This window comes from Castellaniella sp. (assembly GCF_049671645.1).
GTDB lineage: Bacteria > Pseudomonadota > Gammaproteobacteria > Burkholderiales > Burkholderiaceae_B > Castellaniella.
On the sequence record NZ_JBATVG010000007.1, the window covers coordinates 145,472 to 167,737 of the forward strand.

General features: G+C 65.4%; 22 protein-coding genes and 1 tRNA gene. 10 read left to right on the top strand and 13 right to left on the bottom strand.

What is annotated here, in order from left to right; translation table 11 throughout:
* Nucleotides 1–2 precede the first annotated feature (2 nt).
* Nucleotides 3–263: a zf-TFIIB domain-containing protein gene (locus tag WBG56_RS02020; RefSeq protein WP_424264874.1), complete on the bottom strand. Its 261-nt coding sequence runs from the start codon at nt 261–263 to the stop codon at nt 3–5.
* 134 nt (nt 264–397) lie between these two features.
* Between WBG56_RS02020 and WBG56_RS02025 the strand changes: the two genes are divergently transcribed.
* From WBG56_RS02025 to WBG56_RS02050, 6 genes are all read left to right on the top strand, one after another.
* Complete coding sequence (locus WBG56_RS02025) at nt 398–769, top strand: MbcA/ParS/Xre antitoxin family protein (protein ID WP_424264875.1); 372 nt, start codon at nt 398–400, stop codon at nt 767–769.
* The gene (locus WBG56_RS02030; RefSeq protein ID WP_424264876.1) at nt 766–1,512 is read left to right on the top strand and encodes an RES family NAD+ phosphorylase; all 747 of its coding nucleotides are present in this window, start codon (nt 766–768) and stop codon (nt 1,510–1,512) included. The genes WBG56_RS02025 and WBG56_RS02030 overlap by 4 nt, the downstream gene beginning before the upstream one ends.
* 37 nt (nt 1,513–1,549) lie before the next feature.
* Nucleotides 1,550–1,933, top strand: a complete 384-nt coding sequence (locus tag WBG56_RS02035) for an RNA-binding S4 domain-containing protein (protein ID WP_424264877.1) — start codon at nt 1,550–1,552, stop codon at nt 1,931–1,933.
* A 142-nt stretch (nt 1,934–2,075) separates the two neighbouring features.
* Nucleotides 2,076–2,897 carry a universal stress protein gene (locus tag WBG56_RS02040; protein WP_424264878.1) on the top strand — a complete coding sequence of 274 codons (822 nt, stop codon included), beginning with the start codon at nt 2,076–2,078 and terminating at the stop codon, nt 2,895–2,897.
* A gap of 138 nt (nt 2,898–3,035) precedes the next feature.
* A tRNA-Asn gene (locus WBG56_RS02045) sits at nt 3,036–3,111 on the top strand.
* Nucleotides 3,112–3,723: 612 nt separating this feature from the next.
* Nucleotides 3,724–4,089: a NirD/YgiW/YdeI family stress tolerance protein gene (locus WBG56_RS02050; protein WP_424264879.1), complete on the top strand. Its 366-nt coding sequence runs from the start codon at nt 3,724–3,726 to the stop codon at nt 4,087–4,089.
* A 173-nt stretch (nt 4,090–4,262) separates the two neighbouring features.
* On the opposite strand, the gene WBG56_RS02055 is transcribed toward WBG56_RS02050, so the two are convergent.
* A complete protein-coding gene (locus tag WBG56_RS02055; protein ID WP_424264880.1) occupies nt 4,263–4,631 on the bottom strand; it encodes a pyrimidine dimer DNA glycosylase/endonuclease V in 369 nt (122 codons plus the stop codon).
* Between the two features lie 124 nt (nt 4,632–4,755).
* Between WBG56_RS02055 and WBG56_RS02060 the strand changes: the two genes are divergently transcribed.
* The gene (locus WBG56_RS02060) at nt 4,756–5,154 is read left to right on the top strand and encodes a YchJ family protein (RefSeq protein WP_424264881.1); all 399 of its coding nucleotides are present in this window, start codon (nt 4,756–4,758) and stop codon (nt 5,152–5,154) included.
* Here the strand turns inward: WBG56_RS02060 and WBG56_RS02065 are convergent.
* The 5 genes from WBG56_RS02065 to WBG56_RS02085 form a co-directional block, all read right to left on the bottom strand.
* Entirely contained in the window at nt 5,151–5,351 is a 201-nt protein-coding gene (locus tag WBG56_RS02065; RefSeq protein WP_424264882.1) for a hypothetical protein, read from the bottom strand. The two genes, WBG56_RS02060 and WBG56_RS02065, sit on opposite strands and share 4 nt — an antisense overlap.
* A gap of 108 nt (nt 5,352–5,459) precedes the next feature.
* Nucleotides 5,460–7,061 (bottom strand): DHA2 family efflux MFS transporter permease subunit, encoded by a 1,602-nt coding sequence (locus WBG56_RS02070; protein ID WP_424264883.1) that lies wholly within the window; start codon nt 7,059–7,061, stop codon nt 5,460–5,462.
* Nucleotides 7,058–8,245, bottom strand: coding sequence for an HlyD family efflux transporter periplasmic adaptor subunit (locus tag WBG56_RS02075; RefSeq protein ID WP_424264884.1), 1,188 nt, complete (start codon nt 8,243–8,245; stop codon nt 7,058–7,060). The genes WBG56_RS02070 and WBG56_RS02075 overlap by 4 nt, the downstream gene beginning before the upstream one ends.
* A 12-nt stretch (nt 8,246–8,257) precedes the next feature.
* Complete coding sequence (locus WBG56_RS02080; RefSeq protein WP_424264885.1) at nt 8,258–9,706, bottom strand: efflux transporter outer membrane subunit; 1,449 nt, start codon at nt 9,704–9,706, stop codon at nt 8,258–8,260.
* Nucleotides 9,707–9,815: 109 nt separating this feature from the next.
* Nucleotides 9,816–10,367: a MarR family winged helix-turn-helix transcriptional regulator gene (locus WBG56_RS02085; RefSeq protein WP_424264886.1), complete on the bottom strand. Its 552-nt coding sequence runs from the start codon at nt 10,365–10,367 to the stop codon at nt 9,816–9,818.
* A gap of 42 nt (nt 10,368–10,409) precedes the next feature.
* On the opposite strand from WBG56_RS02085, the gene WBG56_RS02090 reads away from it, so the two are divergent.
* Nucleotides 10,410–11,366: a DMT family transporter gene (locus tag WBG56_RS02090; RefSeq protein WP_424264887.1), complete on the top strand. Its 957-nt coding sequence runs from the start codon at nt 10,410–10,412 to the stop codon at nt 11,364–11,366.
* A gap of 18 nt (nt 11,367–11,384) precedes the next feature.
* Here WBG56_RS02090 and WBG56_RS02095 read toward each other — a convergent pair whose 3' ends face one another.
* Nucleotides 11,385–12,578, bottom strand: coding sequence for a DUF3734 domain-containing protein (locus tag WBG56_RS02095; RefSeq protein WP_424264888.1), 1,194 nt, complete (start codon nt 12,576–12,578; stop codon nt 11,385–11,387).
* Nucleotides 12,565–13,464 carry a LysR substrate-binding domain-containing protein gene (locus tag WBG56_RS02100; protein WP_424264889.1) on the bottom strand — a complete coding sequence of 300 codons (900 nt, stop codon included), beginning with the start codon at nt 13,462–13,464 and terminating at the stop codon, nt 12,565–12,567. Before WBG56_RS02100 ends, WBG56_RS02095 begins: the two co-directional genes overlap by 14 nt.
* 156 nt (nt 13,465–13,620) lie before the next feature.
* Between WBG56_RS02100 and WBG56_RS02105 the strand changes: the two genes are divergently transcribed.
* Nucleotides 13,621–14,688 (top strand): YeiH family protein, encoded by a 1,068-nt coding sequence (locus tag WBG56_RS02105; protein ID WP_424264890.1) that lies wholly within the window; start codon nt 13,621–13,623, stop codon nt 14,686–14,688.
* A 68-nt stretch (nt 14,689–14,756) separates the two neighbouring features.
* Here the strand turns inward: WBG56_RS02105 and WBG56_RS02110 are convergent, their stop codons facing one another.
* From WBG56_RS02110 to norR, 3 genes are all read right to left on the bottom strand, one after another.
* Nucleotides 14,757–15,143, bottom strand: coding sequence for a SirB2 family protein (locus WBG56_RS02110; RefSeq protein ID WP_424264891.1), 387 nt, complete (start codon nt 15,141–15,143; stop codon nt 14,757–14,759).
* 176 nt (nt 15,144–15,319) lie between these two features.
* Nucleotides 15,320–17,107: an ABC transporter ATP-binding protein/permease gene (locus WBG56_RS02115; RefSeq protein ID WP_424264892.1), complete on the bottom strand. Its 1,788-nt coding sequence runs from the start codon at nt 17,105–17,107 to the stop codon at nt 15,320–15,322.
* Between the two features lie 111 nt (nt 17,108–17,218).
* On the bottom strand, nt 17,219–18,793 hold the full coding sequence (norR, locus tag WBG56_RS02120; RefSeq protein ID WP_424264893.1) for a nitric oxide reductase transcriptional regulator NorR: 1,575 nt from the start codon (nt 18,791–18,793) through the stop codon (nt 17,219–17,221).
* 193 nt (nt 18,794–18,986) lie between these two features.
* On the opposite strand from norR, the gene WBG56_RS02125 reads away from it, so the two are divergent.
* Complete coding sequence (locus tag WBG56_RS02125) at nt 18,987–21,266, top strand: nitric-oxide reductase large subunit (RefSeq protein WP_424264894.1); 2,280 nt, start codon at nt 18,987–18,989, stop codon at nt 21,264–21,266.
* Between the two features lie 77 nt (nt 21,267–21,343).
* Here WBG56_RS02125 and WBG56_RS02130 read toward each other — a convergent pair whose 3' ends face one another.
* Nucleotides 21,344–22,243: a LysR family transcriptional regulator gene (locus tag WBG56_RS02130; RefSeq protein ID WP_424264895.1), complete on the bottom strand. Its 900-nt coding sequence runs from the start codon at nt 22,241–22,243 to the stop codon at nt 21,344–21,346.
* Nucleotides 22,244–22,266: the final 23 nt, after the last annotated feature.

Genomic DNA, 22,266 nt, shown 5'->3' on the forward strand with positions numbered 1-22,266 from the left:
GATCAGTCGAAGATTTCGTGCCAGAACGATTTGTGCTTGCGCTGTCCGTCGTATCGGCGGGAATCCTGCGGGTGGGACTGCGGGTACGGTTGCTGTGCGGCGTGCCGGGCAGGGGGCGCCGATTCGCTGATGCTGCGCTCGATCAGCTTGTCGAGCTCTCCCCGATCCAGCCAGACTCCGCGGCAGTCGGGGCAATAGTCGATTTCGATATTCTGGCGCGAGGACATGACGAGGTTCGTGTTCGGGCATACAGGGCATTTCATGGGCGATGGCTCCGAGAGGAAGTGAACAGGATTGGACCGTTCAGTTTCCAGTAAGTTCCAAGGCCTGCCGATGTTGTGATAAATGCACATTTATAAGATAATTGTGTCAATAGCACATTTTTTAGGAGATTGCCATGACCGCACTGCTCAAGCTTGCCCCGGCGCCCGATGCCGTCCTGGCGAAGGCCGTGCTGCGGGCGGGGGATCAATTGGGGCTGCGCCAGGCTCAACTGGCGGCGGTGCTGGGCATGCATCGCACTGCGGTCAGCCGGATGAAGACGGCTCAGTCTCTGGATCCCGACTCCAAACAGGGTGAAATCGCCCTGTTGCTGATTCGGGTGGCGCGGGCGCTGTTCGCGCTGGCGGGGGGGGATGCCGTGTGGATCCGGCATTTCATGCAGTCCCCGAATACCGTCACCGGCGGGGTGCCCGCCGAACAGATCCGCACCATCCAGGGGCTGATGACGGTGCTGCGCTTCGTCGATGCCCTGCGGGGCAAGATTTGATCTGGGCGGAATGCGACGGGCCGCGCCAGGTCCGGCCGATCCAGGGCACTTTGTACCGGCTGGTCGAAAGCCAGGAACAGATCGCCACGCTGGGCTATGTGGATACCCTGGAAGAGCAGGCCGTCCTGGAAGCCCTGCTGGATGCTGCCAAACCCGACTGGCCGGCCGCCAGCGGGCGGTATCACTATTTGTTGCGCACGCCGTTTCGCTACCCGCCTTTGCCGTGGGGGTCCCGGTTCGGAGCCCGGCACGAACCGGGCTTGCTGTATGGCGGGCTGGGCCGGCGGACCACCTTGGCCGAGGCCGCGTATTACCGCTTCATCTTTCGCCAGTCCATGACGGGCCCGGCCCCCAAGGACGAACTGATCAGCCAGCACACGCTGTTCACGGCGTCCTATCGGACTGAACGTGGGGTGAGGCTGCAGGCGCCGCCGTTCGATCGCTTCGGTCCGTCCCTGATGCATCCGTCCGATTACACCGCGACCCAGCGCCTGGGGGCCGATATGCGGGTCGCGGGCGTCCAGGCCTTTGAATATGCATCCGCCCGCGATCCGGGGCACCAGCCCTGTGTCGGACTGTTCACCCATCAGGCGCTGGCCGGCGCCAAGCCCCTGACGCAGGCATCCTGGCTGTGCGAACTGCGCGAACGGGAAGTGTCCTTCAAGCCTTTGGCCGACCCGCTGGTGGTGACCTACCGCCTGGACGATTTTCTGGTCGATGGCGTCTTGCCCCGGCCCGCCTGATCCCCTATCGTGTAGTGCTGATTGCAAAGGAAGGCGCATGGACAAGATCCGACTCGACAAATGGCTCTGGGCCGCCCGTTTCTACAAGACCCGCAGCCTGGCCGCGCACGAGGTCGGGGCGGGGCGCATCCAGATCAATAACCAGCTCGTCGCCAAACCCGCCCGGGAAGTCACGGTGGGCGACCGCGTGCGGGTGCGCAAGACGGGCCTGGATATCGAGGTCGAGATCCGCGCGATCAGCGGCGCGCGCGGCCCCGCTCCCCAGGCGGCCTTGCTGTACCAGGAAACCCCCGACAGCATCGCGGCCCGTGAACGGGCCGCCGAACAGCGTCGCCTGGCGCCCGAACCCGCCCAGGATCTGACCGCCGGCCGTCCCACCAAACGGGACCGGCGGTTGATCGATCAGGTGCGGGGGCGGTAATCCATGCGATTCTGATCCCGTTCGGCGGCGCGTCTCGGGGTTGCGTGAATTTCCGTAGGGCGATCGTCGCCGGGGATCCTATACTGGATGTGCCTCGAAAGGCTGTGAAGTCCCCTGGAAAACACGTTCTGGAGTCATGGCTATGTACAAGCGTATTCTGGTGCCGCTCGATGGTTCGCCGTTTTCGGAAGAGGTGATTCCCTACGCGGCTGGCTTGGCGTCCGTGCATGGCACGGAACTTGCGTTGTTGCGCATCGTCGACAAGATGTCCGATGAAGACGATGCGAAGGACTACATCGACTCGATGGCGTCCGCCCATGGCGCGACCGGCCTGTGCCTGCCGAGCACGGGCGACGCGGCCCAGGCGATTCTCGGAGAAGCCGGCAACACGCCGGCGACCTTGCTGGCAATGACCTCCCGCGGGCGTTCGGGCCTGATGGAACTCATGCTCGGCAGCGTGGCCCGGCGCGTGGTGCGCGGCGCCGGCGGGCCGGTGCTCGTGTATCACCCGACCGGGGCAGACGGCGCGCCGGCCCGCGCGCAGGTGAGGCTGCGCAGCGTGGTGGTGCCGTTGGATGGCAGCCCGCTGCCGGAAGTCATGGCCCACGACGCTGCCCGGTTCGCGCTCTGGGCCGGAGCCGGGCTGGAAATCGTCAGCGCGGTCCAGCCCGTCGATGCTTCGAAGGTGGGCGAGGCGCCAGGCCGCGAGATGCCCACGCTGGAGTCCGGCTATGTACATTCCCAGGCGGTCGCACTCGCCAGGCAGCACGGCGTGAGCGTCGACTGGGAAGTCTTGCACGGCGAGCCGGTGGAGGCGATCGCCGATCATGTGATTCACCGCGGCGACGTCATCCTGGCGATGGTCACGCGGCGCAAGGACGCGCTCGAAGCCGCTTTGCTGGGCAGCGTGACCTCGGGGTGCCTGCGCAGGGCCGGTGTCCCGATCCTGATGCGCCTGCCTTGAGCATGCAAACCCGGGCGCAGGCCTCGGCATCGGGCGCCCGGTCCGCACGGAGCTGACTGGGTCGCTGCAAGGCCGAAGGGGGGCGGCGGCAATTGTGCGGCCGCAAAAAATTGTGCTATAGTTTCGCTTCTTCGCAGTTCCCCGATAGCTCAGTCGGTAGAGCGACGGACTGTTAATCCGCAGGTCCCAGGTTCGAGCCCTGGTCGGGGAGCCAAGAAATTCAAGGACTTAGATGAAAATCTAGGTCCTTTTGTTTTGCCCGTATGAGACGCGACATCGGACACCGCCAGTCGCGCACGCAGGCGATGGGCCGATGCGGCGCCGGGGGCATCGCCCATAGCAGGCGCAGCGGATCGTCCCTGTCGGATCTGCGATGGGGTTGGGATTCTGGGCAGTTCCAGACGTGTCCAGTTACGCTCCGTAGCGCTTTCCTGGGGGGCTTGAGGCAAAATTGCTTCGCCACGGAAGGACTGCGATGAAAAGAATATTTTTGGTTTGTGCAATGGTTGCCATGCTTTCGGCCTGCGCGGTGTATACGCCTCGCGGGTCTGTGGTGGTTGATCCGGATCCGGGTTATGGGCATGGCGGGTTCTGCCCCCCGGGGCAAGCCAAGAAGGGCAATTGCTGAGGCGCTGCCCGTCACCTGTGCGGCACTGCTGCGTTGGTCGGGGCAGGCTGGATTCGAACCCGCGCTGCGTGCTGCATGCGGAAGCTTTCGGCGCGCGACCTGCTGGGCATCGTCAGCCTCCGGGTCTCCGCGTCTAAAAGTCGCGCACAGCTGTTTGCTGTTATCGTGACTTGCCATGCACGTATCTTTGGAGACCACATGTCTATACATGCGAAAGCCGGACATTTATTAGCCTCTGTCGTTGTGGCAAGCGCCCTTTCTTTTACTGCTTATGCGCAGTATTCCGGGCCATCGACCGTCGGCAAAGGGACCGTGGCGGAAATACTCTCGAACCCCGTAGATGATCAGGCCGTGCAGATGCAGGGGCATCTGCTGCGTCAGACGTCGCACGATAAGTACATCTTCTCGGATGGAACCGGAGAGATTGTCGCGGAGATAAAGGCGAAACACTTCGCTGGTCAAGCGGTGGATGAAAAAACAAAGGTCGAAATTGTGGGCGAGGTCGATACCGGCATGACCCGTCCGCCCGAGATAGAAGTAGATTCCGTTCGGGTGATCAAATAGGGATGGCCTGTTGCTGGATGATGGCCGGCCGAGCCGGATCACTGTTCGATTAGGGCAAGTATTGCCGGCGACCCCGCCCATGGTGCACTCCGTTGCGACGGTTTCGGCGTCGATGTCGCCGTGCTCAGCGCGCGCGCAGATCGAGCTGAACGACTGACGCGCAGCACTGCGACTCAGCGCTGCCCTCGCGCCTCGATCCTGGCGCGGTTCAGCGCCATCGCTTCGGGGGTGGGCGCCCAATCGCCCCAGTAGTCGTCCGGAATGGCCGGGAAATCCTTGCGTTGGATGCCTTCGAAGGACGGTTTGTAGCCGCGGCGTTTCATTTCCCGGACCAGTTCGGCGTGTCGGCGCGCCAGATATCCAAGGCGTGTGTAGAAAAACAGCATGTGCCCCTTGCCCAGCACGTATTGCCCGGGCTGATCCGGCCGGCCGCGCACGGCGGCTTTCTGCGCCAGGGCGAAAACCCGGGGCAGCTCCCTGTATTCGGCGACCAGGTGCGGCCCGCTGAGTTCCTGGACGGGAATGCAGTTGATGCGGGTCATGGGCGGCGGCGCGGCTTGCGCGCAGTATCCATGCGGAACGAATCGGGGATCATGAAATCCATGTTTTGCGGGTAGGGCCATCCGGGTAGACTGTCCCGAATCCGAACCTCCACAGCATACACGCATGCCGACCTTCGATTCCCTTGCCTGTCCCTGCGGCCTGCCGGCCGCGTACCACGCGTGCTGCGGCCGCTGGCATCGCGGGCCCTTGCGTCTGCAGGCGCCCGATGCGCAGGCCCTGATGCGGTCGCGCTACAGCGCCTATGTGCTGGATGAAATCGACTACCTGCTGCAGACCTGGCACCCGGACACGCGCCCTGCGGCGCTGGCGCCCAACGAGCCGGGAACGAAGTGGCTGGGGCTGGAGGTGCGGCGTCATGATCGCCAGGATGCGGACCATGAAACCGTGGAGTTCGTGGCGCGGGTCCGCGTCAACGGCCGGGCATCGCGCCTGCACGAAATCAGCCGTTTCGTGCGCGAGGACGGGCGGTGGCTGTATGTGGACGGGAAGGTGGATGCCTAGTGCAGCAGTTTCACGACGGCGGTGGCAGCGCCAAAAACGCCAGCCAGAACCACGAACGGATACCAGCGCGATTCAGCCAGGATTTTCTGAGCTTCCGCCTGGAGCTTCATTGTGGTGGCCTGAATCTGCATAGTGTCCGCCATCAGCTTGTCGAGCTCGGCGTCCAATTTTCTGTCATCCATGGTCTTGGGGCTCATGTGAACATTCTGCCAGGTAGTCGGGCATCGCAGGATGCCCGGCTTCTGGTGTCGAATCTAGCCCCCTCGTGACGTTTATGTCAATCCCGTCACAGGGGGCCGGCGCCCTTAATGCGCCCCCGCCGCCGCGCCCCCGCCGCCGTGGTCCGCCGTCTTCGGGCGGGCCAGCCAGATCAGCCCGATCAGGATCAGGAAGATGAAGGTCGAGGCATAGAAGAAGTCGGCGGCCGACATGGTGTAGGCCTGCTGGTTGATGACGCGATCCAGCATGGCGGCGCCGTGCAGCGGGTCGATCCCCAGGCTCTGCATGCCGCCCATGATGTGGTCGAAGGCCGGTTCGCCCGGATGGGCGGCCTCGGTCAGGCGGGCGTGGTGCAGGATGGCGCGGTCATCCCAGATCGTCGTGGTGATGGATGTGCCGAATGCACCGCAGACCAGCCGGAAGAAATTCGTCAATCCGGCGGCGGCCGGGATGCGGTCCGGGCGCAGGCCCGACAACGAAATCGTCGTCAGCGGGATGAAGAACGTGGCCATGGCCGCGCCCTGGATGAAGGTCGGCAGCATGACGCCGAACAGGTCCACGTTGGTGTTGTACTGCGCCCGCATGTAGCTGATCAGGGAAAAGATCAGGAACGCCACGGTGGCGATGATGCGCGGGTCGTGGCGGGCCAGCAGCTTGCCCACCACAGGCGACAGGATGATGGCCAGAATGCCCACCGGCGCGGCCGCCACGCCTGCCCAGGTGGCCGTGTAGCCCATGGTGTTCTGCAGCCACAGGGGCAGCAGCACGACGGTGCCGAAGAACACGCCGTAGGCGATCGACAGGGCAATGGTGCCGGACGTGAAATTGCGCTGGGCGAACAGGGTCAGGTCCACGACCGGGTGGGCGGCCGTCAGTTCCCAGATGACGAAATAGATGAAGGTAATGACCGAGATGACCGCCAGGATGCAGATCAGCGGGCTGGCGAACCAGTCCAGGTCCTTGCCCTTGTCCAGCATGATCTGCAGAGCGCCGACCCAGACCACCAGCAGGAACAGACCCATGCGGTCGATGGGCAGGTTGTAGCGCCGCGAGTCGCGGGATTTGTACACCTGCCAGGATGCCCAGGCGGCCAGCAGGCCGATGGGCACGTTGATGTAGAAGATCCAGGACCAGGCGTAGTTGTCGGAAATCCAGCCGCCCAGCAGCGGGCCGGCGATGGGCCCCACCAGAATCGTCATGGACCATAAAGCCAGCGCCATGCCGGCCTTGGCCCGAGGGTAGCTGGCCAGCATCAGCGCTTGGGACAGCGGGATCATCGGCCCGGCCACGGCGCCCTGCAGCACTCGGAAGAACACCAGGGATTCGAAGGACCAGGCAAAGCCGCACAACCAGGAAGTCAGGACGAACAGCAGCGTGGCCAGGACGAACAGGCGTACCTGGCCGAAGCGCTGGGTCAGCCATCCGGTCAGAGGCACCGTGATGGCATTGGCCACCGCGAAGGATGTGATCACCCAGGTGCCCTGGGTGGTGCTCACGCCCAGATCGCCTGCGATCGTCGGGATCGACACATTGGCGATCGACGAATCCAGCACGTTCATGAAGACCGCGGCCGAGACGGCGATGGTGCCCAGGACGCGGACGCTGCCTTCCAGGGGCGGGTGGCCCCCTTCGGGGGGCTGGGCGGGCGCGGGCCGCGCCGCGCCGTCATCCAGAGTGGTGGTGCTCATGAGGCCTGGTTTTCCTGGATGATGCGCTGGATCAGGGCGTCCACCTCGGCCGGGTCGTGATCATAGACCGGGGTGTTCAAGATGCCGGCCGGCGTGCTCTGGGCGGCCTGGTCCGGCGTGGAGGACAGATCGACTTCCGCCGTCATGGACAGGCCCACGCGCAAGGGGTGGTCCTGCAGCTCCTTGGGATCCAGCGCGATGCGCACCGGCACGCGCTGGATGACCTTGATCCAGTTGCCGCTGGCATTCTGGGCCGGCAGCAGGGCGAAGGCGCTGCCGCTGCCCGCCGACACCCCGATGACCGTGCCGTGGTAGGTGACGTCGCTGCCGTACAGGTCGGATACCAGCGTGACCTTCTGTCCCGCTCGCATGGCGTGCAGTTGGTTTTCCTTGAAGTTGGCTTCCACCCACAGGCTTTGCAGCGGCACGATGGTCATCAACGGGGTGCCCGCTTGAATGCGTTGCCCCAGTTGGACGGATCGCTGGGCCACCATGCCGCTCACGGGCGCCAGGACACGGGTGCGGACCTGGGCCAGCCAGGCCTGGCGGACCTGGTCGGCGGCCTGCCGCACGTCGGGATGCGTCGCCACGGTGCTGCCGCGGGTCAATGCCTGGTTGGTCGCCAGCTTGGCTTTGGAGGCGGCCAGGCCGGCTCGGGCCTGGGCCAGGCCGGCCTGGGCGGATTTGACCGCCACCTGGGCGTGCAGCAGCTCTTCGCCGCTGACCCCGCCCGAACCGCGCAAGGCGTTGCGCCGCTGCAGATCGTTCTGGGCCTTGTGCAGCAGGGTTTCGGCCTGTTCGACATTGGCCTGGCCGACGGCGACGTCGGCGGCCAGCGCGTCGTTCTGCACGAACAGCGTCTGCGTGTGGCGCACGGTCTGGGCCAGGGCGGCCTCGGCCTGGGCCAGGGCGATGTCGGTGTCGCTGTGGTCCAGCGTCACCAGGTGGCTGCCCTGTGCGACCGTTTGGGTCTCGTCGGCGCCGATGGAGACGACGGTGCCGGGAATCTGGGCGCTGACCGACACCAGATTGCCATGCACATAGGCGTCATCCGTGGATTCATAGTGCGAGGCGAAGATCATCCACCAGATCCCGTACAGCAGGGCGAGCAGGATGAAAATGCCGGTGGCGGCCCACATCAGGCGTTTGCGGGTGGGGCGGGATTGCGTGCTGGTTGCTGTCATGATGCGCTTGATTTAGTCGATGGGGGTCGAAGACGAATGGGGGGCGGCGGCGTTCGCGTCCGCCGCGGGCGGGGTCTGCGCGTAGCCCCCGCCCAGGGCGGTGGCCAGTTGCACGTCCAGCACGTAGGCGCGGGCATGCAGGTCCGTGGTCTGCACGGTCTGCTTCAGGGCTTCGCTCTGGGCCAGCAGCACCTGGACGAAATTGCCCAGGCCCGCCTTGTAGCGATCCAGTGCGACGTCGTAGGCGGACGTGATGGCCTTCAGGCTGGCCTCCTGGTGGCGGATCTGTTCCTGCAGCGACCGGATCGAGGCGCTGGCGTCGGCGACTTCGCGGATGGCGCCCAGGACCGTCTCGTTGTATTGCGCGATGGCCTCGTCGCGGGCGGCCCGCTGACCGGCCAGTTGGGCGTTCAGGGCGCCGGCGTGGAAGATCGGCAGCGTGATCACCGGCCCGGCGCTGTAGTTCTCGCTGCTGCTGCGCACCAGTTTGTCCATCCCCAGGGACAGGAAGCCGGCTGCCGCCGACAGGTTCACGTTGGGCAGGAAGTCCGCCTTGGCGGCGGAGACTTCGGCCCCGGCGGCCTGCGCCTGCAGGCGGGCGGCCACGATGTCGGCGCGGCGCCCCAGCAGCGCCAGCGGCATATGGGCCGGGACCCCAGCGGGCAGGGCGTGCTGCGCTTGCGTCGGGAGCGCGGGCAGTTGTTCGGGCGATACCCCCAGCAAGGCCGCCAGCTGATGATGCATCAGTTCGGCATTGTTGCGGGCCTGGCTCAACTGCACTTGGGCGGACGACACGGCGGAGTCCGCCTGGTCCACGTCGACCTGGATGCCCAGGCCGTTCTTGTACCGGTCGCGCGTGATGTCCAGGGCTTCCTGCAGCTTGGCGACGATGGCCTGGATGGCGGCGGCCTGGGCCTGGGCGTCCTGCTGCTGGAAATAGCTTTGCGCCACGGCCGACACCAGCAGCGTGCGGGCCTGCTGGCTGGATGCCTGGGCAGCGGCGGCGCGCTGTCCGGCGGCGGCCGCCAGGGCGCGTTGCTTGCCCCACAAATCCAGGTTGAAGTCCAGTTGCAGCCCCAGACCCGTGTCGCTCTGGTAGGACCCGCCCAATGGGGGCGGGTAGATGTAGTTTTCGCTCAGGCGTTCGCGGGTCAGGTGATAGTTGGCGTTGACCTGGGGCCATTGCACGGCGCGGGCGCCGCGGGCGGCGGCCTGCGCGGCGCGCACACGGGCGGCGGCCGCCTGCAGGGACGGGTTGGATTGCAGCGCCTGATCGATCAGGCGGTTCAGTTGCGGGTCCTGGTAGCGGGCCCACCAGTCGTCCTGAGGCCAGGCGATGTCCTGATCGGCGTTCAGGGCCAGGCGGTCGCCCGTCAAGGCTTGGACGGCCGGCGTGCCGGGATCCATGGGGGCGCAGGCCGACAGGGCCAGGACCAACAGCAGGGGGATGAAGGGTTTCATGCTGACAAGAAGCTGAAAGTAGTTGATGTGGTCTGTATCTGACTAGACAATTATAAAGCGAAAGTCCGCCATATTTCGTATTGGGGCGACACGCAACGGTCGGGTCGGGTCAGGGTTCGGGCGGGGTACTACAGGCCTGTTTCAGGACTTGTTCGCCGTTCTGGATCATGCGTTTCAGCAAGGCCAGCAACATGCGGATTTCGTCTTCGGAAAAGCCCTGCAGGTGCAGATTCAGAGCCTCGGCGATGATGGGCAGGATCTGTTCGGTCAGTGCGTGGCCCGCGTCGGTCAGGGTGATTTTCACGACCCGGCGGTCTTCGGCGATGCGGTCGCGGCGGATGAAGCCTTTGGCCTCCAGGCGGTCCAGCGTCCGGGTCATGGCCCCTGTGTCCACATTCATGGCTCGGGCCATTTCGGCCGGGGTATCGATGTTCTTGTGCTGGACGAGCAGCAACGGGCGCCACTGATTGGCGGTCAGCCCCAGCGGCAGCGTGCGCAGGTCGATCACCCGGTGCACCAGGGTGTGCAGATGCCGGATCAGCAGGCCGACGTTGCGATCCGCCGTCAGGTCACCGGGGCTGTCGCTATAAAAACAGCACAATGGGCCGGCGGCCGAGGCGGAATCCGGGCGCTGCGGAGAGGAGTGATTGGGGGCTTGCATGTTAAAATTGTACCCCATCAATATCTGACTAGGCAACTAATTATGCCGGACATTTCACGCCGTCTGTTCTGGACCGGGTTCGTGTTGGCGGGGCTGGGGGCGGTCCTCTTTTCCGCCAAGGCGATCGTGGCCAAGCTGCTGTATCTGCATGGCGTGGATGCGCTGGATGTGATCGGCTTTCGGATGTTGCTGGCTTTGCCGTTCTTTGCCGTCGTGGCCCTGTACCAGGCCCGCCGGGCCCGGCAGGGGCTGATCCCCCGTCTGGGCTGGCGCGACGGCATCCGCATCTTCATTCTGGGCTTCATCGGTTACTACCTGTCCAGCTTCCTGGATTTTCTGGGCTTGCAGTACATTTCGGCCGGGCTGGAACGCTTGATCCTGTTCCTGGCGCCGACCTTCGTGCTGCTGATCTCGGCCTGGTTTCTGGGCAAGACCATTTCTTCGCGCCAGTGGCTGGCCATGGCACTGGCCTACGCCGGGGTCGCCCTGGTGTTCTGGGATGACCTGTCCGTCGCGGGCGACAACGTCATTCTGGGGTCGGCCTGCGTGCTGGGAGCGGCTTTTTCCTATGCCATGTATCTGATCGGCTCGGGGGAATTGATCGAGCGGGTTACGGCCACGCGCCTGGTGGCTTATGCCATGACGGTTTCCGCCGGGGTGACGATGGCGCACTTTTTTCTGGTCAAGGGCCTGGCGGGCCTGGACCAGACATGGCCCGTCTATGGTCTGTCCCTGATCCACGCGACGGTCAATACGGTCATCCCGACCTTCATGATCATGTGGTCGGTGGCCCGGATCGGCGCGCCGTTGACGGCGCAATTGGGCTTGTTGGGGCCGGTGTCCATCCTGTTCCTGGCCTGGGCGTTCCTGGGCGAGCCCATCACCGTGCTGCAGGTGGTCGGCACGGTCCTGGTCGCCGCGGCCGCAGTCGTACTGGGCCGCCGGTCCCGTGAGCAGCCGGCGGGCGTGCCGCATCAGGTCAGGCCGGACCAGGCCTGACGCCGCCCGGCCTGCGGCTCAGGGCTTGCTGGCCATGCTTTCCTCGATTTCATCGCGGTGCACGTCGTGCGTGACGAAGCCCGCGGTGTTGTCCGGCATGGCCAGATAGCGCGGATGCGCCAGCGTGTTGCGGATGTCCTGCAGGCCTGTGGCCCAGTGTTCCCGCATGGTGGCCGGACCGAACTGGAAATCCCGGAAATGCTGTTCGTAGGGTTTGTCGCGGTAGATCAGGTGGATGATGTTGCTGCGGGCGCCGCTGGCCAGCTCGGCGGCCTGCAGGCAGGCCGGGTCCTGGTCCCGCAGCGTCTCGGGCACCTGGTCCAGCACTTGGCGCAGCAGCCGCTGCATCTTGCGGTGCGCCCGCATTTCCTCGGTCATCATCCGCGTCCGGCTGGAATAGCGGATGTCCTGGATGCGGTCGCTGACTTCATTCATGCTGCGCGGCACCGGGCCGCGCGCCGACCATAGGTCCACCTGGAAGACCAGGGTATCGCGTTCGGGGCGCTGCTGCAGCACTTTCGTCAGCGGCGTATTGGACACCAGGCCCCCGTCCCAGTAGTACTCCCCGTCGATCTCGATGGCGGGAAAGGCGGGGGGCAGAGCGCCCGAGGCCATGAAATGTTCCGCCTGCAGGCGGGTCTTGCGATTGTCGAAATAGGTGAAGTTGCCCGTGCGCACGTTCACCGCCCCGACCGACACATGCAGGCCGCCGTCGTTGATGCGGTCGAAATCGCACAGGGATTCCAGGGTGTCCTTCAGGGGCCGGGTGTCGTAGTGGCCCACGCAACCCGGGTCCAGGCTGGCGGACAGGGCGGCGGGCGGGAAGCGCGGGTGGAAGAAACCCTTTTGCCCCACCATCAGGGCGCTGCCGGCATGCAGGGCCCCCAGGAATTGACGGGCCAGGTCGTTCACCTGGAACAGGCTTTGCTCCATCAGCGCGTTGGCCCCCGGGCCGACGTAGGGCTGGCAGATGGTGTCCCAGAATTCCTGCAGGCGTTCGACGCGCTTCTCGAGGGGATTGCCGGCAATGATGGCGACGTTCAGCGCACCGATGGAAATGCCCGCCAGATCGGTCAGCCGGATGTCGGCCTCGTTCAGGCCTTCATAGACCCCGGCCTGGTAGGCCCCCAGGGCGCCGCCGCCTTGCAGCACCAGCGCGCGGATGTCGTAGGCCTCGTGGGCTGCGGGGGTGCGGGATTCAGTCTTGGGCATGGGTATCGACCTCCAGGGAATGCAGGAATGCTTCGATCAGCGTACCGCGATAGCGGCTGCGGTGCAGTACCAGCGACAGGCGCCGGTCCAGGTTCAGGAAGGGTGTGCGCAGCACCCTGAGCCGACCGGTGGCGACGGCGTCCAGCGTGGCCGCATAGGGCAGGCAGGCAATTCCCAGACCGGCGATGACCGCCTGTTTGATGGCTTCGATCTGACCCAGTTCCAGCAGGATGCGGCCGGGCGGCAGGGCGGTCAGGGCCTGTTCGGTCAGGCTGCGGGTGGCGGATCCGCGTTCACGCAGAATCCAGTGGGCGCCCGCGAAGTCCTGGGCTTTCAAGCGTGGGCGCTGCGCCAGCGGGTGCGATGGCGCAGCGCAGACGACCAGCGCATCGCTGCGCCAGGTCAGGGTTTCCAGCCGCGCGTGGTGGACCGGGCCTTCGACGCAGGCGATGTCGATGGCATGGTCCAGCAGCATGCTGATGACCTCCCGCGTATTGTCCACCGTGAGATGCAGCGCAATCATGGGATGTTGGGCCACGATGGGGCCCAGAAGTTCCCCCACCAGGTAATTGCCCACCGTGTTGCTGGCGCCGATGCGCAAAGCGCCGCTCAGGGCGTCCCGGGTGCCGGGGTGGCGGCGCTGCATGTCCTGCAGGCGCTCCAGGATCTCCCGGGCCTGGGGCAGTTGTTCGGCGCCCTGCGCGTTCAGGCGCAGCCGGCCGCGTTCGCGGTCGAACAGGGTGCTGCCCAGCTGCCGTTCCAGTTCCGCCAGGGCCATGCTGATGGCCGGCTGCGTCAGATGGAGCTGTTCGGCTGCCCGGCGCACGCTGCCGGTAGTGGCGACGGCGTCGAAAACTTCCAGTTGGCGGATGCTCAGGCCGATCATGAGGATGAATCCCGGTGTCTGCGGACACCGCACATTGTAGGCGGCGATTGGCTATGACATCAATTTTTTTGATGAGGCAAGTCATCATTACTGAATTTATTGATTGATTGGGTTTCCCTAGAATGCATGCAACCTTTCCCTTTCGCGGATGCATTCATGCTGCCGATCTCTGCCGTTCCCCATCCCCTTCCCTCCGCCAAACGAGCGGCCGCCGCAGTCCCCGCGGACGGACGGCCGCGCGCGCCGTCGCGCTGGTATGGCATCGCCCTGGCGGGTGGGCTGGCCGTGGTGGCCTGGCAGCTGGGGCGCTGGTTTCCCTTGATCGGCGGGCCGGTCATGGGGATTCTGCTGGGCATGCTGTGGCGTAATACTGTGGGGGTGTCTCCGGTCTTCGTGCCCGGCATCGGCTACAGCAGCCGCCAGGTGCTGAAGTGGTCGATCATCGGCCTGGGTTTCGGCCTCAGTCTGGGGCAGGTCGTGCAGACCGGGGCCTCGTCCCTGGCGGTGACGCTGGTGACGCTGACCACGGCTTTCGTCGCGGCCTGGCTGCTGGGGCGCTGGTTGGGGCTGACCGGCCATCTGCGCACCCTGATCGGGGTCGGGACCGCCATCTGCGGGGGGTCCGCCATTGCGGCCGTGGCCCCCATCATCAAGCCGGATGACCACGATACCGCCTTGGCGATTTCCACCATCTTCCTGTTCAACGTCGTGGCGGTGCTGGTGTTCCCGCCCCTGGGCCACTGGATGGGCTTGAGCGATGCGGGCTTTGGCTTGTGGGCGGGCACCGCCATCAACGACACGTCATCCGTGGTCGCGGCCGGCTACAGCTACAGCACGGCGGCGGGCGACATCGCCACCATCGTCAAGCTGACCCGGGCGACCCTGATCATCCCGATCTGCATCGGCCTGGCCTTGTGGACGGCGTGGCGCGCGCGTCAGGCGGAAACCCGTGTGTCCCTGGCGCAGATCTTCCCCTGGTTCATTCTGTGGTTCCTGGCGGCCTCGGGCATCCGGTCCCTGGGGCTGATCCCCGAGTCCCTGCTGTCCTTCCTGCACCTGGGATCGCAGTTCCTGATCATCATGGCCCTGACGGCCATCGGGCTGTCGTCCGACCTGCGCCGCATGGCGGTGGCGGGCGCGCGGCCGCTGCTGCTGGGCCTGGGGGTCTGGATGGCGGTGTCGCTCAGCAGCCTGGCCGTGCAGTGGGGCATGAGCAGCCTCTGAGGCAGGCCCCGGCCGCCGTTGCGGCGGCCGACGCGCCGAGGTGAAATCCGGGGGCTGTCCCGGTCAGCCTACAGCATCGAAAACCAGGATCCCGAATCCTTCGTGATGGCCACGCCCACGATGTAGGCAAAGATGGCGACGGCGATCAGTGCCGCCGTCACGCGCCCCCGGGTGGTGCGTCCGCGTTTGATGGCGATGGTGCCTACCCCGATGTAGGCGATCAACAGCACGATCTTGGTCAGGATCCAGGGCTGGTTGGGGCCGATCATCGCTGCCAGGATCACCCCGCAGACCAGCAGCACGGTATCGACCACGTGCGGCAGGATGCGCACCAGCCGGCGCTGCAGCAGGGCGGAACCCGTGACCGACCAGTAGGCGCGGATCACGAACAGGATGATGCTCAGGCCCACGGCCGTCATGTGCAGATGCTTGATGGGGAAATAGTAGTCGGTCATGTGCGTGGGGGATGAATCGGTTGGCGGAAACGGGCGGCGGCTTCGCGCCCGGGCGGGTCTGGCGGCCCCAGTGTAGTCGAGCCGCCGCGTCCGCGGGCTGCGGACGGCCCACGGACTTGATGCGCCTCATGTTTTTGGCGAAGCGCCAGGCGCAGCGGGCGCGGCCGCAGGCCGGATCAGATGGGCTTGAGTTCCCAGCCGCCGCCTTCGCCTTCCAGGACCAGTTCGGCCCCATGATGGCGGCGCAGGGTGCTGCGGTGGCCCACGCTGATGATCCGGGTGCCGGGCAGCTGTTCGCGCAGCAGTCGGTACATGGCGTCTTCCAGGCCCTCGTCCATGGCGGACGTGGCCTCGTCCAGGAAGGCGGCGTCCGGCCGGGCGATCAACAGGCGGCCAAAGGCCAGGCGTTGCTGTTCGCCCAGCGACAGGATGCGGGTCCAGTCGTCCTCGACGTCCAGGCGGTCGCGCAGATGGCCCAGTTGCACCAGGTCGAGAATGGCCTCGTCCTGGCCGGCGGGCACCTGGTCGACCGGCTGCGGGTAGTGCAGGGCCTGGCGCAGGGTGCCCAGCGGCAGATAGGGCTTTTGCGCCAGGAACAGCGACGTCGTTTCCGGGCGGATGATTTCGCCGGACCCGTACGGCCAGATGCCGGCGATCGTGCGCAGCAGCGTGGTCTTGCCCGATCCCGACGGCCCGCGCACCAGCACGGGATGGACCGGGTCCACTTCCAGGCTCAGATCCTTTAGCAGCGCGTGCCCGTCGGGGCGGCACACCGTCAGGCCCTGCAGGGCCAGGCGGTTGCCGTCCTGGCGGGTATCGGGCAGCACCATCTGGCGGGCGGCGTCGATGGTGGCGTCAAAACCGGTCAGACGGTCCAGCGTGGCGCGGTAGGTGGCGAAACTGTCGTACACGTTGCGAAAGAATGACAGATTGGTCTGCAGCTGGCCGAAGGCCTGGGCGGTCTGGATCAGGTCGCCCAGGCTGATCTGCTTGGAAAAAAAGCGTGTCGCCTGGATGATGAAGGGAAAGACGACGGCCGTCTGGGTGACTACGAAATTGAAGCCCAGGAATTTCAGCGACCGGTAGATGATGTCCCAGGCATTGCCGATCACTTCGGCGAACCAGTGGCGCAAAGTGCGGCCTTCCACGCGTTCGCCCCGATAGAAGGCGATGCTTTCGGCGTATTCGCGGACCCGCACCAGGGCGTAACGGTAGTCCGCGTTCAGTTTTTCGTTCAGGAAGTTCAGGCGGATCAGCGGTTTGCCGATCCAGATGGCCAGGATGGTGGCCAGAAAGACGTAGATGAAGACCAGGAACACCATGGCGCGGGGGATTTCGTAGCCCAGCACGGTCATGGGGCCGGACAGGTGCCACAGGATCAGGGTGAAGGCGATGGTGGACACCACGGCGTTGATCAGCCCGACGGCCAGTGTCATGGAGGTGCTGGCGAAGCTGGTGATGTCCTGCTGGATCCGCTGGTCCGGGTTATCGGCCAGATGGCTGAGCGATTGGGACCGGTAGTAGGCCTGCTGTTCCATCCAGCGGCTGAGCAGGCGTTCGTTCAGCCATTCGCGCCAGTGCACGACAAAAGCCTGCTGCACGTAGAAGTCGAACAGGGAGCGCACCACGTGGACCGCCGCCAGCAGCGCGAACAGCAGCATGGCGGCCCAGAAGCCCGGCGCGTTCAGGGCCTGCAGGGCGCTGTACATGGTGTTGTACCAGTTGGAAAACAGCACATCCAGGCGCACGGCCCCCAGCGTCAGCAGCAGGATCAGGGCCACGCCCGCCAGAGGCCGCCAGTTGCGGCGCGGGGAAAAGAAGTCCGCGCTCAGCCGCCAGAACTGATCCCCCCAGCGGGTGAAGCGCCGCATCCCCCAGAGGGCGGCGGCCCCGGCCAGCACCGTCAGCAGGTAGGCCTTGGCCAGCCACAGGCCGCTTTCGATCAGGATGTCTTGCCATGCCATGAATGTCGTGTCCTATCAAAGGGTCGATCCGCGCTCTGTGCGCGAATGCCGCCCGGCGGTGCGGTGTGGAAGGCATTTTAGGTTGGATGGCGGAAGATCGAAAAGGTTTCTTTACCGGGGGCGCTGCTTCAGGCCCAGCCGCTTGGCGAGCTTGTGCAGGTTGCTGGCGTCCAGCCCCAGCGCCTTGGCCGCCTGGGCCCAGTTTTCGTCCGCGGCGGCCAGGGCCTGGCGGATGGCCAGGCGCTGGCAGTCGTCCACGGTGGTCCGCAGCGGCGGGATGTCGTTCAGGGCGGGGATGTCCGGCGTCGCGCCGGCTGGGGCCTGAAGCGGGGCGCTGGCGGCCGCTGTCGGGAGAGTGTCGGCGGCCGGAGGGATGTCCAGATCCAGCAGTTCGGCTTCGATGGTCAGCACCTGGTCGCGCGAGGCTCCCCGGCTGAGCGTTTTCAGCGCGGCCCGGCTGATGACGTGTTCCAGTTCGCGCACGTTGCCCGGCCAGGGATATTGCCGCAGCGCCTGTTCGGCCTCGTAGGACAGGCGCACGCCGCGCAGCCCCAGGCGGGCGCGGTTGAATTCCAGGAAGTGGCCGGCCAGGATCAGGACGTCGCGGTCGCGTTCGCGCAGCGGCGGGATCGGGATGGGGTAGACCGATAATCGGTGGTACAGGTCGGCGCGAAACAGGCCGGCCTGGGTGTTGGCTTTCAGGTCGCGGTTGGTGGCGGCGATGATGCGCACGTCGGTCTTGATGGTCTGGTCCGTGCCCAGGCGCTGGATTTCGCCGTTCTGCAGCACCCGCAGCAGCTTGGCCTGCAGCCCAAGCGGCAGCTCCCCGACCTCGTCCAGGAACAGCGTGCCCCCCTGGGCTGCCTCGAAGCGCCCGGGCCGATCGGCCGTCGCGCCTGAAAACGCGCCTTTGACGTGGCCGAACAGTTCGCTTTCCGCCAGGGATTCGGGCAGGGCGGCGCAGTTCACCTGGATCATGGCCTGGCGGCTGCGGCGCGAGTGGCGGTGCAGCCGGCGGGCGAACAGTTCCTTGCCGACCCCGGTTTCCCCCAGCAGCAGAATGGGCAGGTCGGAATCCGCGACCAGGTCCAATTCGTGCAGCAGGGCCTGGATGGCTTCGCTGCGGCCCAGGATCTCGGTGGTTTCGCCGATGCGTTCGATCCCCTGTTGGGAGGTGCCCAGCAGGCGCAGGCGCCGATTGTCCCGCTCCAGGCCGGTGACGCGCACGGCGGCCTGCAGCATCAGGCCCAGTTGCTGCAGCCGGGCGCGCGCGGCTTCGTCGAAGGTGCCGGTGGTCAAGGCATCCAGGGTCATGATGCCCCAGGGGCTGTCCTGGTGGTAGATCGGCATGCCCAGGCAGTCATGGACGGGCAGCGGGGAGCCTTTGCGGTCGTCCAGCAGGCCGTCATAGGGATCGGGCAGCACGCTGCCGGGATCGAACCACGTGGGTTCGCGGCGCGACAGGATGGCGGCGAATCGGGGGTGCTGGCCCACCACGAAACGCCGTCCCAGCGCTTCGTGCGCCAGGCCGGAGGCGGCGACCAGGTGCAGGGTGTCGTGACCGTCCAGCATCAGCAGCCCGACGGCGTCGCAGGCGAATGCCTGCCGGATGGCGGTGGCCGCCCGTTGCAGCCGCACGCCGTCGGGCAGGTCCGTCGTCAGATCCGTGAGGAGTTGGGTTTCCATGGCGGTAATTTAAACCACGGAATGGTGATTTTCACCCGATTCGGGGCGGTGAAAACTACCCGGTTTGATCTATATCAGTACTTTCCCTAGGTTTCAGAGTTGGCATGATCTTTGCTTGATGATTCATGAAGTGAAAAAGGGAGCGCCTTGCGGCGCGGTTCAGCAATCCTCACAGCTGCAGAAGGAGCGCAGGATGGGTGAGTACAAGAAATTATGGTGGACGCTGATCGGCGTTCTTTTAGTGGCCTTTTCCATCCTGGGGTGGATGGGCAAGGAAGTCTATCGGCAGGCGCCGCCCATTCCGGCCCAGGTCGTCACGGCCGATGGCAAGGTCCTGATGACCGAAACGCAGATCCTGGACGGGCAGAGCGCCTGGCAGTCGGCGGGGGGCATGACGGTCGGTTCGATCTGGGGGCACGGCGCCTATCAGGCGCCGGACTGGAGCGCCGACTGGCTGCACCGTGAACTGTCGGCCTGGCTGGATCTGGCTGCGCAGGAACGGGCCGGGGTGAATTTCGCCCAGCTGGATGCTGACGCGCAGGCCGCGCTGGAGCGCCGCCTGAAGGAAGAGTACCGGAAGAACACCTATGACGCCGCCACCGGCGCCGTCACCGTGTCCGACCGGCGCGCCCAGGCCATCACCCAGACGGCCGCCTACTACGACAAGCTGTTCGGCGACGATGCTTCCATGCACAAGTCGCGCAACAGCTTCGCCATGAAGGAAGACACGCTGCCGTCGCCGGAAGCCCGCGCCCGCCTGGCCAACTTCTTCTTCTGGACCGCCTGGGCGGCCAGCACGAACCGGCCCGACAGCGTCGCCAGCTACACCAACAACTGGCCGCATGAGCCGCTGATCGACAACGTGCCGACGGCGGAAAACATCATCTGGTCGCTCATGAGCGTGATCATCCTGATCGCGGGCGTGGGGCTGCTGGTCTGGGCCTGGGCCTTCTTGCACAAGGAACACGAGGACGACGCTCCCGCGCCGGCACGCGATCCGGTGCTGCAGATTCCGCTGACCGCCTCGCAGCGCGCCCTGGGCAAGTACCTGTTCCTGGTCGTGGCCCTGTTCGTGTCGCAGATCTTCATCGGCGGCTTCACGGCGCACTACACCGTCGAAGGCCAGACCTTCTACGGCATCAATGTGTCCCAATGGCTGCCGTATTCCCTGGTGCGCACCTGGCACGTCCAGGCCGCCCTGTTCTGGATCGCCACCGGCTTCCTGGCTGTCGGCCTGTTCGTGGCACCCATCCTGAATGGCGGCAAGGATCCCAAGCACCAGAAGTTGGGCGTAGACATCCTGTTCTGGGCGCTGATCTTGGTGGTCGTGGGCTCCTTCACCGGCAACTTCGCCGCCATCGCGCACCTGATGCCTGCCGAATGGAACTTCTGGCTGGGCCACCAGGGCTACGAATACGTCGAGCTGGGCCGCCTGTGGCAGATCGGCAAGTTCCTGGGCATCGTGTTCTGGCTGTTCCTGATGCTGCGCGGCATCGTGCCCGCGTTCAAGCAGAAGGGCGACAAGAACCTGCTGGCCCTGTTCAGCGCCTCGGTGATCTGCATCGGCCTGTTCTACGGCGCCGGCCTGGCCTATGGCGAGAAGACCCACCTGACCGTCATGGAATACTGGCGCTGGTGGGTAGTGCACCTGTGGGTCGAGGGCTTCTTCGAAGTGTTCGCCACGACGGCGCTGGCCTTCATCTTCTCGACCATGGGTCTGGTGTCCAAGCGCAACGCCACGGTCGCCAGCCTGGCCTCGGCCGTGCTGTTCATGCTGGGCGGCACTCCGGGCACGCTGCACCACATGTACTTCTCGGGCACCACCACCCCCATCATGGCGGTCGCCGCCTCGTTCAGCGCCCTGGAAGTCGTGCCGCTGGTCGTGCTGGGCTACGAGGCCTGGGAAAACTGGCGCCTGAAGGCCCGCGCGCCCTGGATGGAAAACCTGCGCTGGCCGCTGCAGTTCTTCGTCGCCGTGGCCTTCTGGAACATGTTCGGCGCCGGGGTGTTCGGCTTCATGGTCAACCCGCCGATCGCGCTCTACTACATCCAGGGCCTGAACACCACGGCGGTGCACGCGCATGCGGCCCTGTTCGGCGTGTACGGCTTCCTGGCCCTGGGCTTCACCCTATTCGTGCTGCGCTACCTGCGTCCGAACATGCAGTTCAACGACGGTCTCATGAGGACGGCGTTCTGGTGCATGAACATCGGCCTGGTGATGATGATCGCGTTCAGCCTGCTGCCCATCGGCCTGATGCAGTTCCACGCCAGCTACAGCGTGGGCACCTGGTGGGCGCGCAGCGAAGCCTTCATGCAGCAGGACATCCTGCAGACCCTGCGCTGGACCCGCACCTTCGGCGACGTGGTCTTCATCGTCGGCGGCCTGGGCGTCATGTGGCAGGTGGTCACGGCCCTGTTCGGGAGCAAATCGGCTCCCGCCGCGGAAGCCGGCCTGGCCGCGCAACGCAGCTGATCACTTCCGTCTTGTGAAGGGGGTTCGAAACGGGCCCCCGACCTGGCCCGCCTCGAAAGAGGCGGGCTTTTTTCATTTCATCCGCCGATTCCGTGCTGGAACTGCCGAACCAGGAAATCCAGGAAAACCTGTATTTTTGGCGCGAGATGCTGGCGCGTCGGGTAGACCGCGTAGTGGGTGACGTCCCCCGTCTTCCAGTCGTTCAGGACCGCTTCCAGTGTTCCTTCCTCCAGGTCGCTTTCGACGTAAGGCAGCGGGATCAGGCTGATTCCCAGGCCGGCCCGCAGCGCGTCCCGTATCGCCAGGCTGGAGGAAACCGAATAGCGCGCTTTGACCTTGATGCGCTCGATGACCCCGTTTTTCTTGAATTCCCAGACATCGGCATTGCCGCCATAGGGGAATCGGATGTGGTCCAGGGCTTCCAGATCCGAGGGGCTTTGCGGCTTCCCGTGTGCTTCGAAATAGGACGGCGCTGCGCAGAGGACATGCGGCATGACCGCGAGCCTTCTTGCCACCAGGCTGGAATCCTCGAGGCTGCTGTATCCCCGGATCGCCAGGTCGAAACCTTCGCGGATGATGTCCACTCGGCGGTCGTCGAGATGCAGTTCCAGCGTCAGGTCGGGATGACTCGCGAGGAATCCCGGCACCGCCTGGGACAGGTGGATCAGCGACACGGTCATGGGCGCGCTCACTCGTAGCGTGCCAACAGGCCCTGCCTGGGCTGGAGAAAGCGACGCTTCCGCCTCGATGAAGGCGTCCAGTCCGCGCGTCACATGCGTCAGGTAAGTTTTGCCTTCCTCGGTCAGCGCCATGCGTCGTGTCGTCCGGTGTATCAGCCGCACACCCAGGTGCGCTTCCAGCTCGGCGATATTCTTGCTGACGGCCGGCGGGGACAGGCCCAGTTTCCGACCCGCTGCGGCAAAGCTGCCCAGTTCGGCCACTTGCCTGAATACCCGGAATGCCGTGAATCGGTCCATCTTATTATTATCCAATAGAAAAT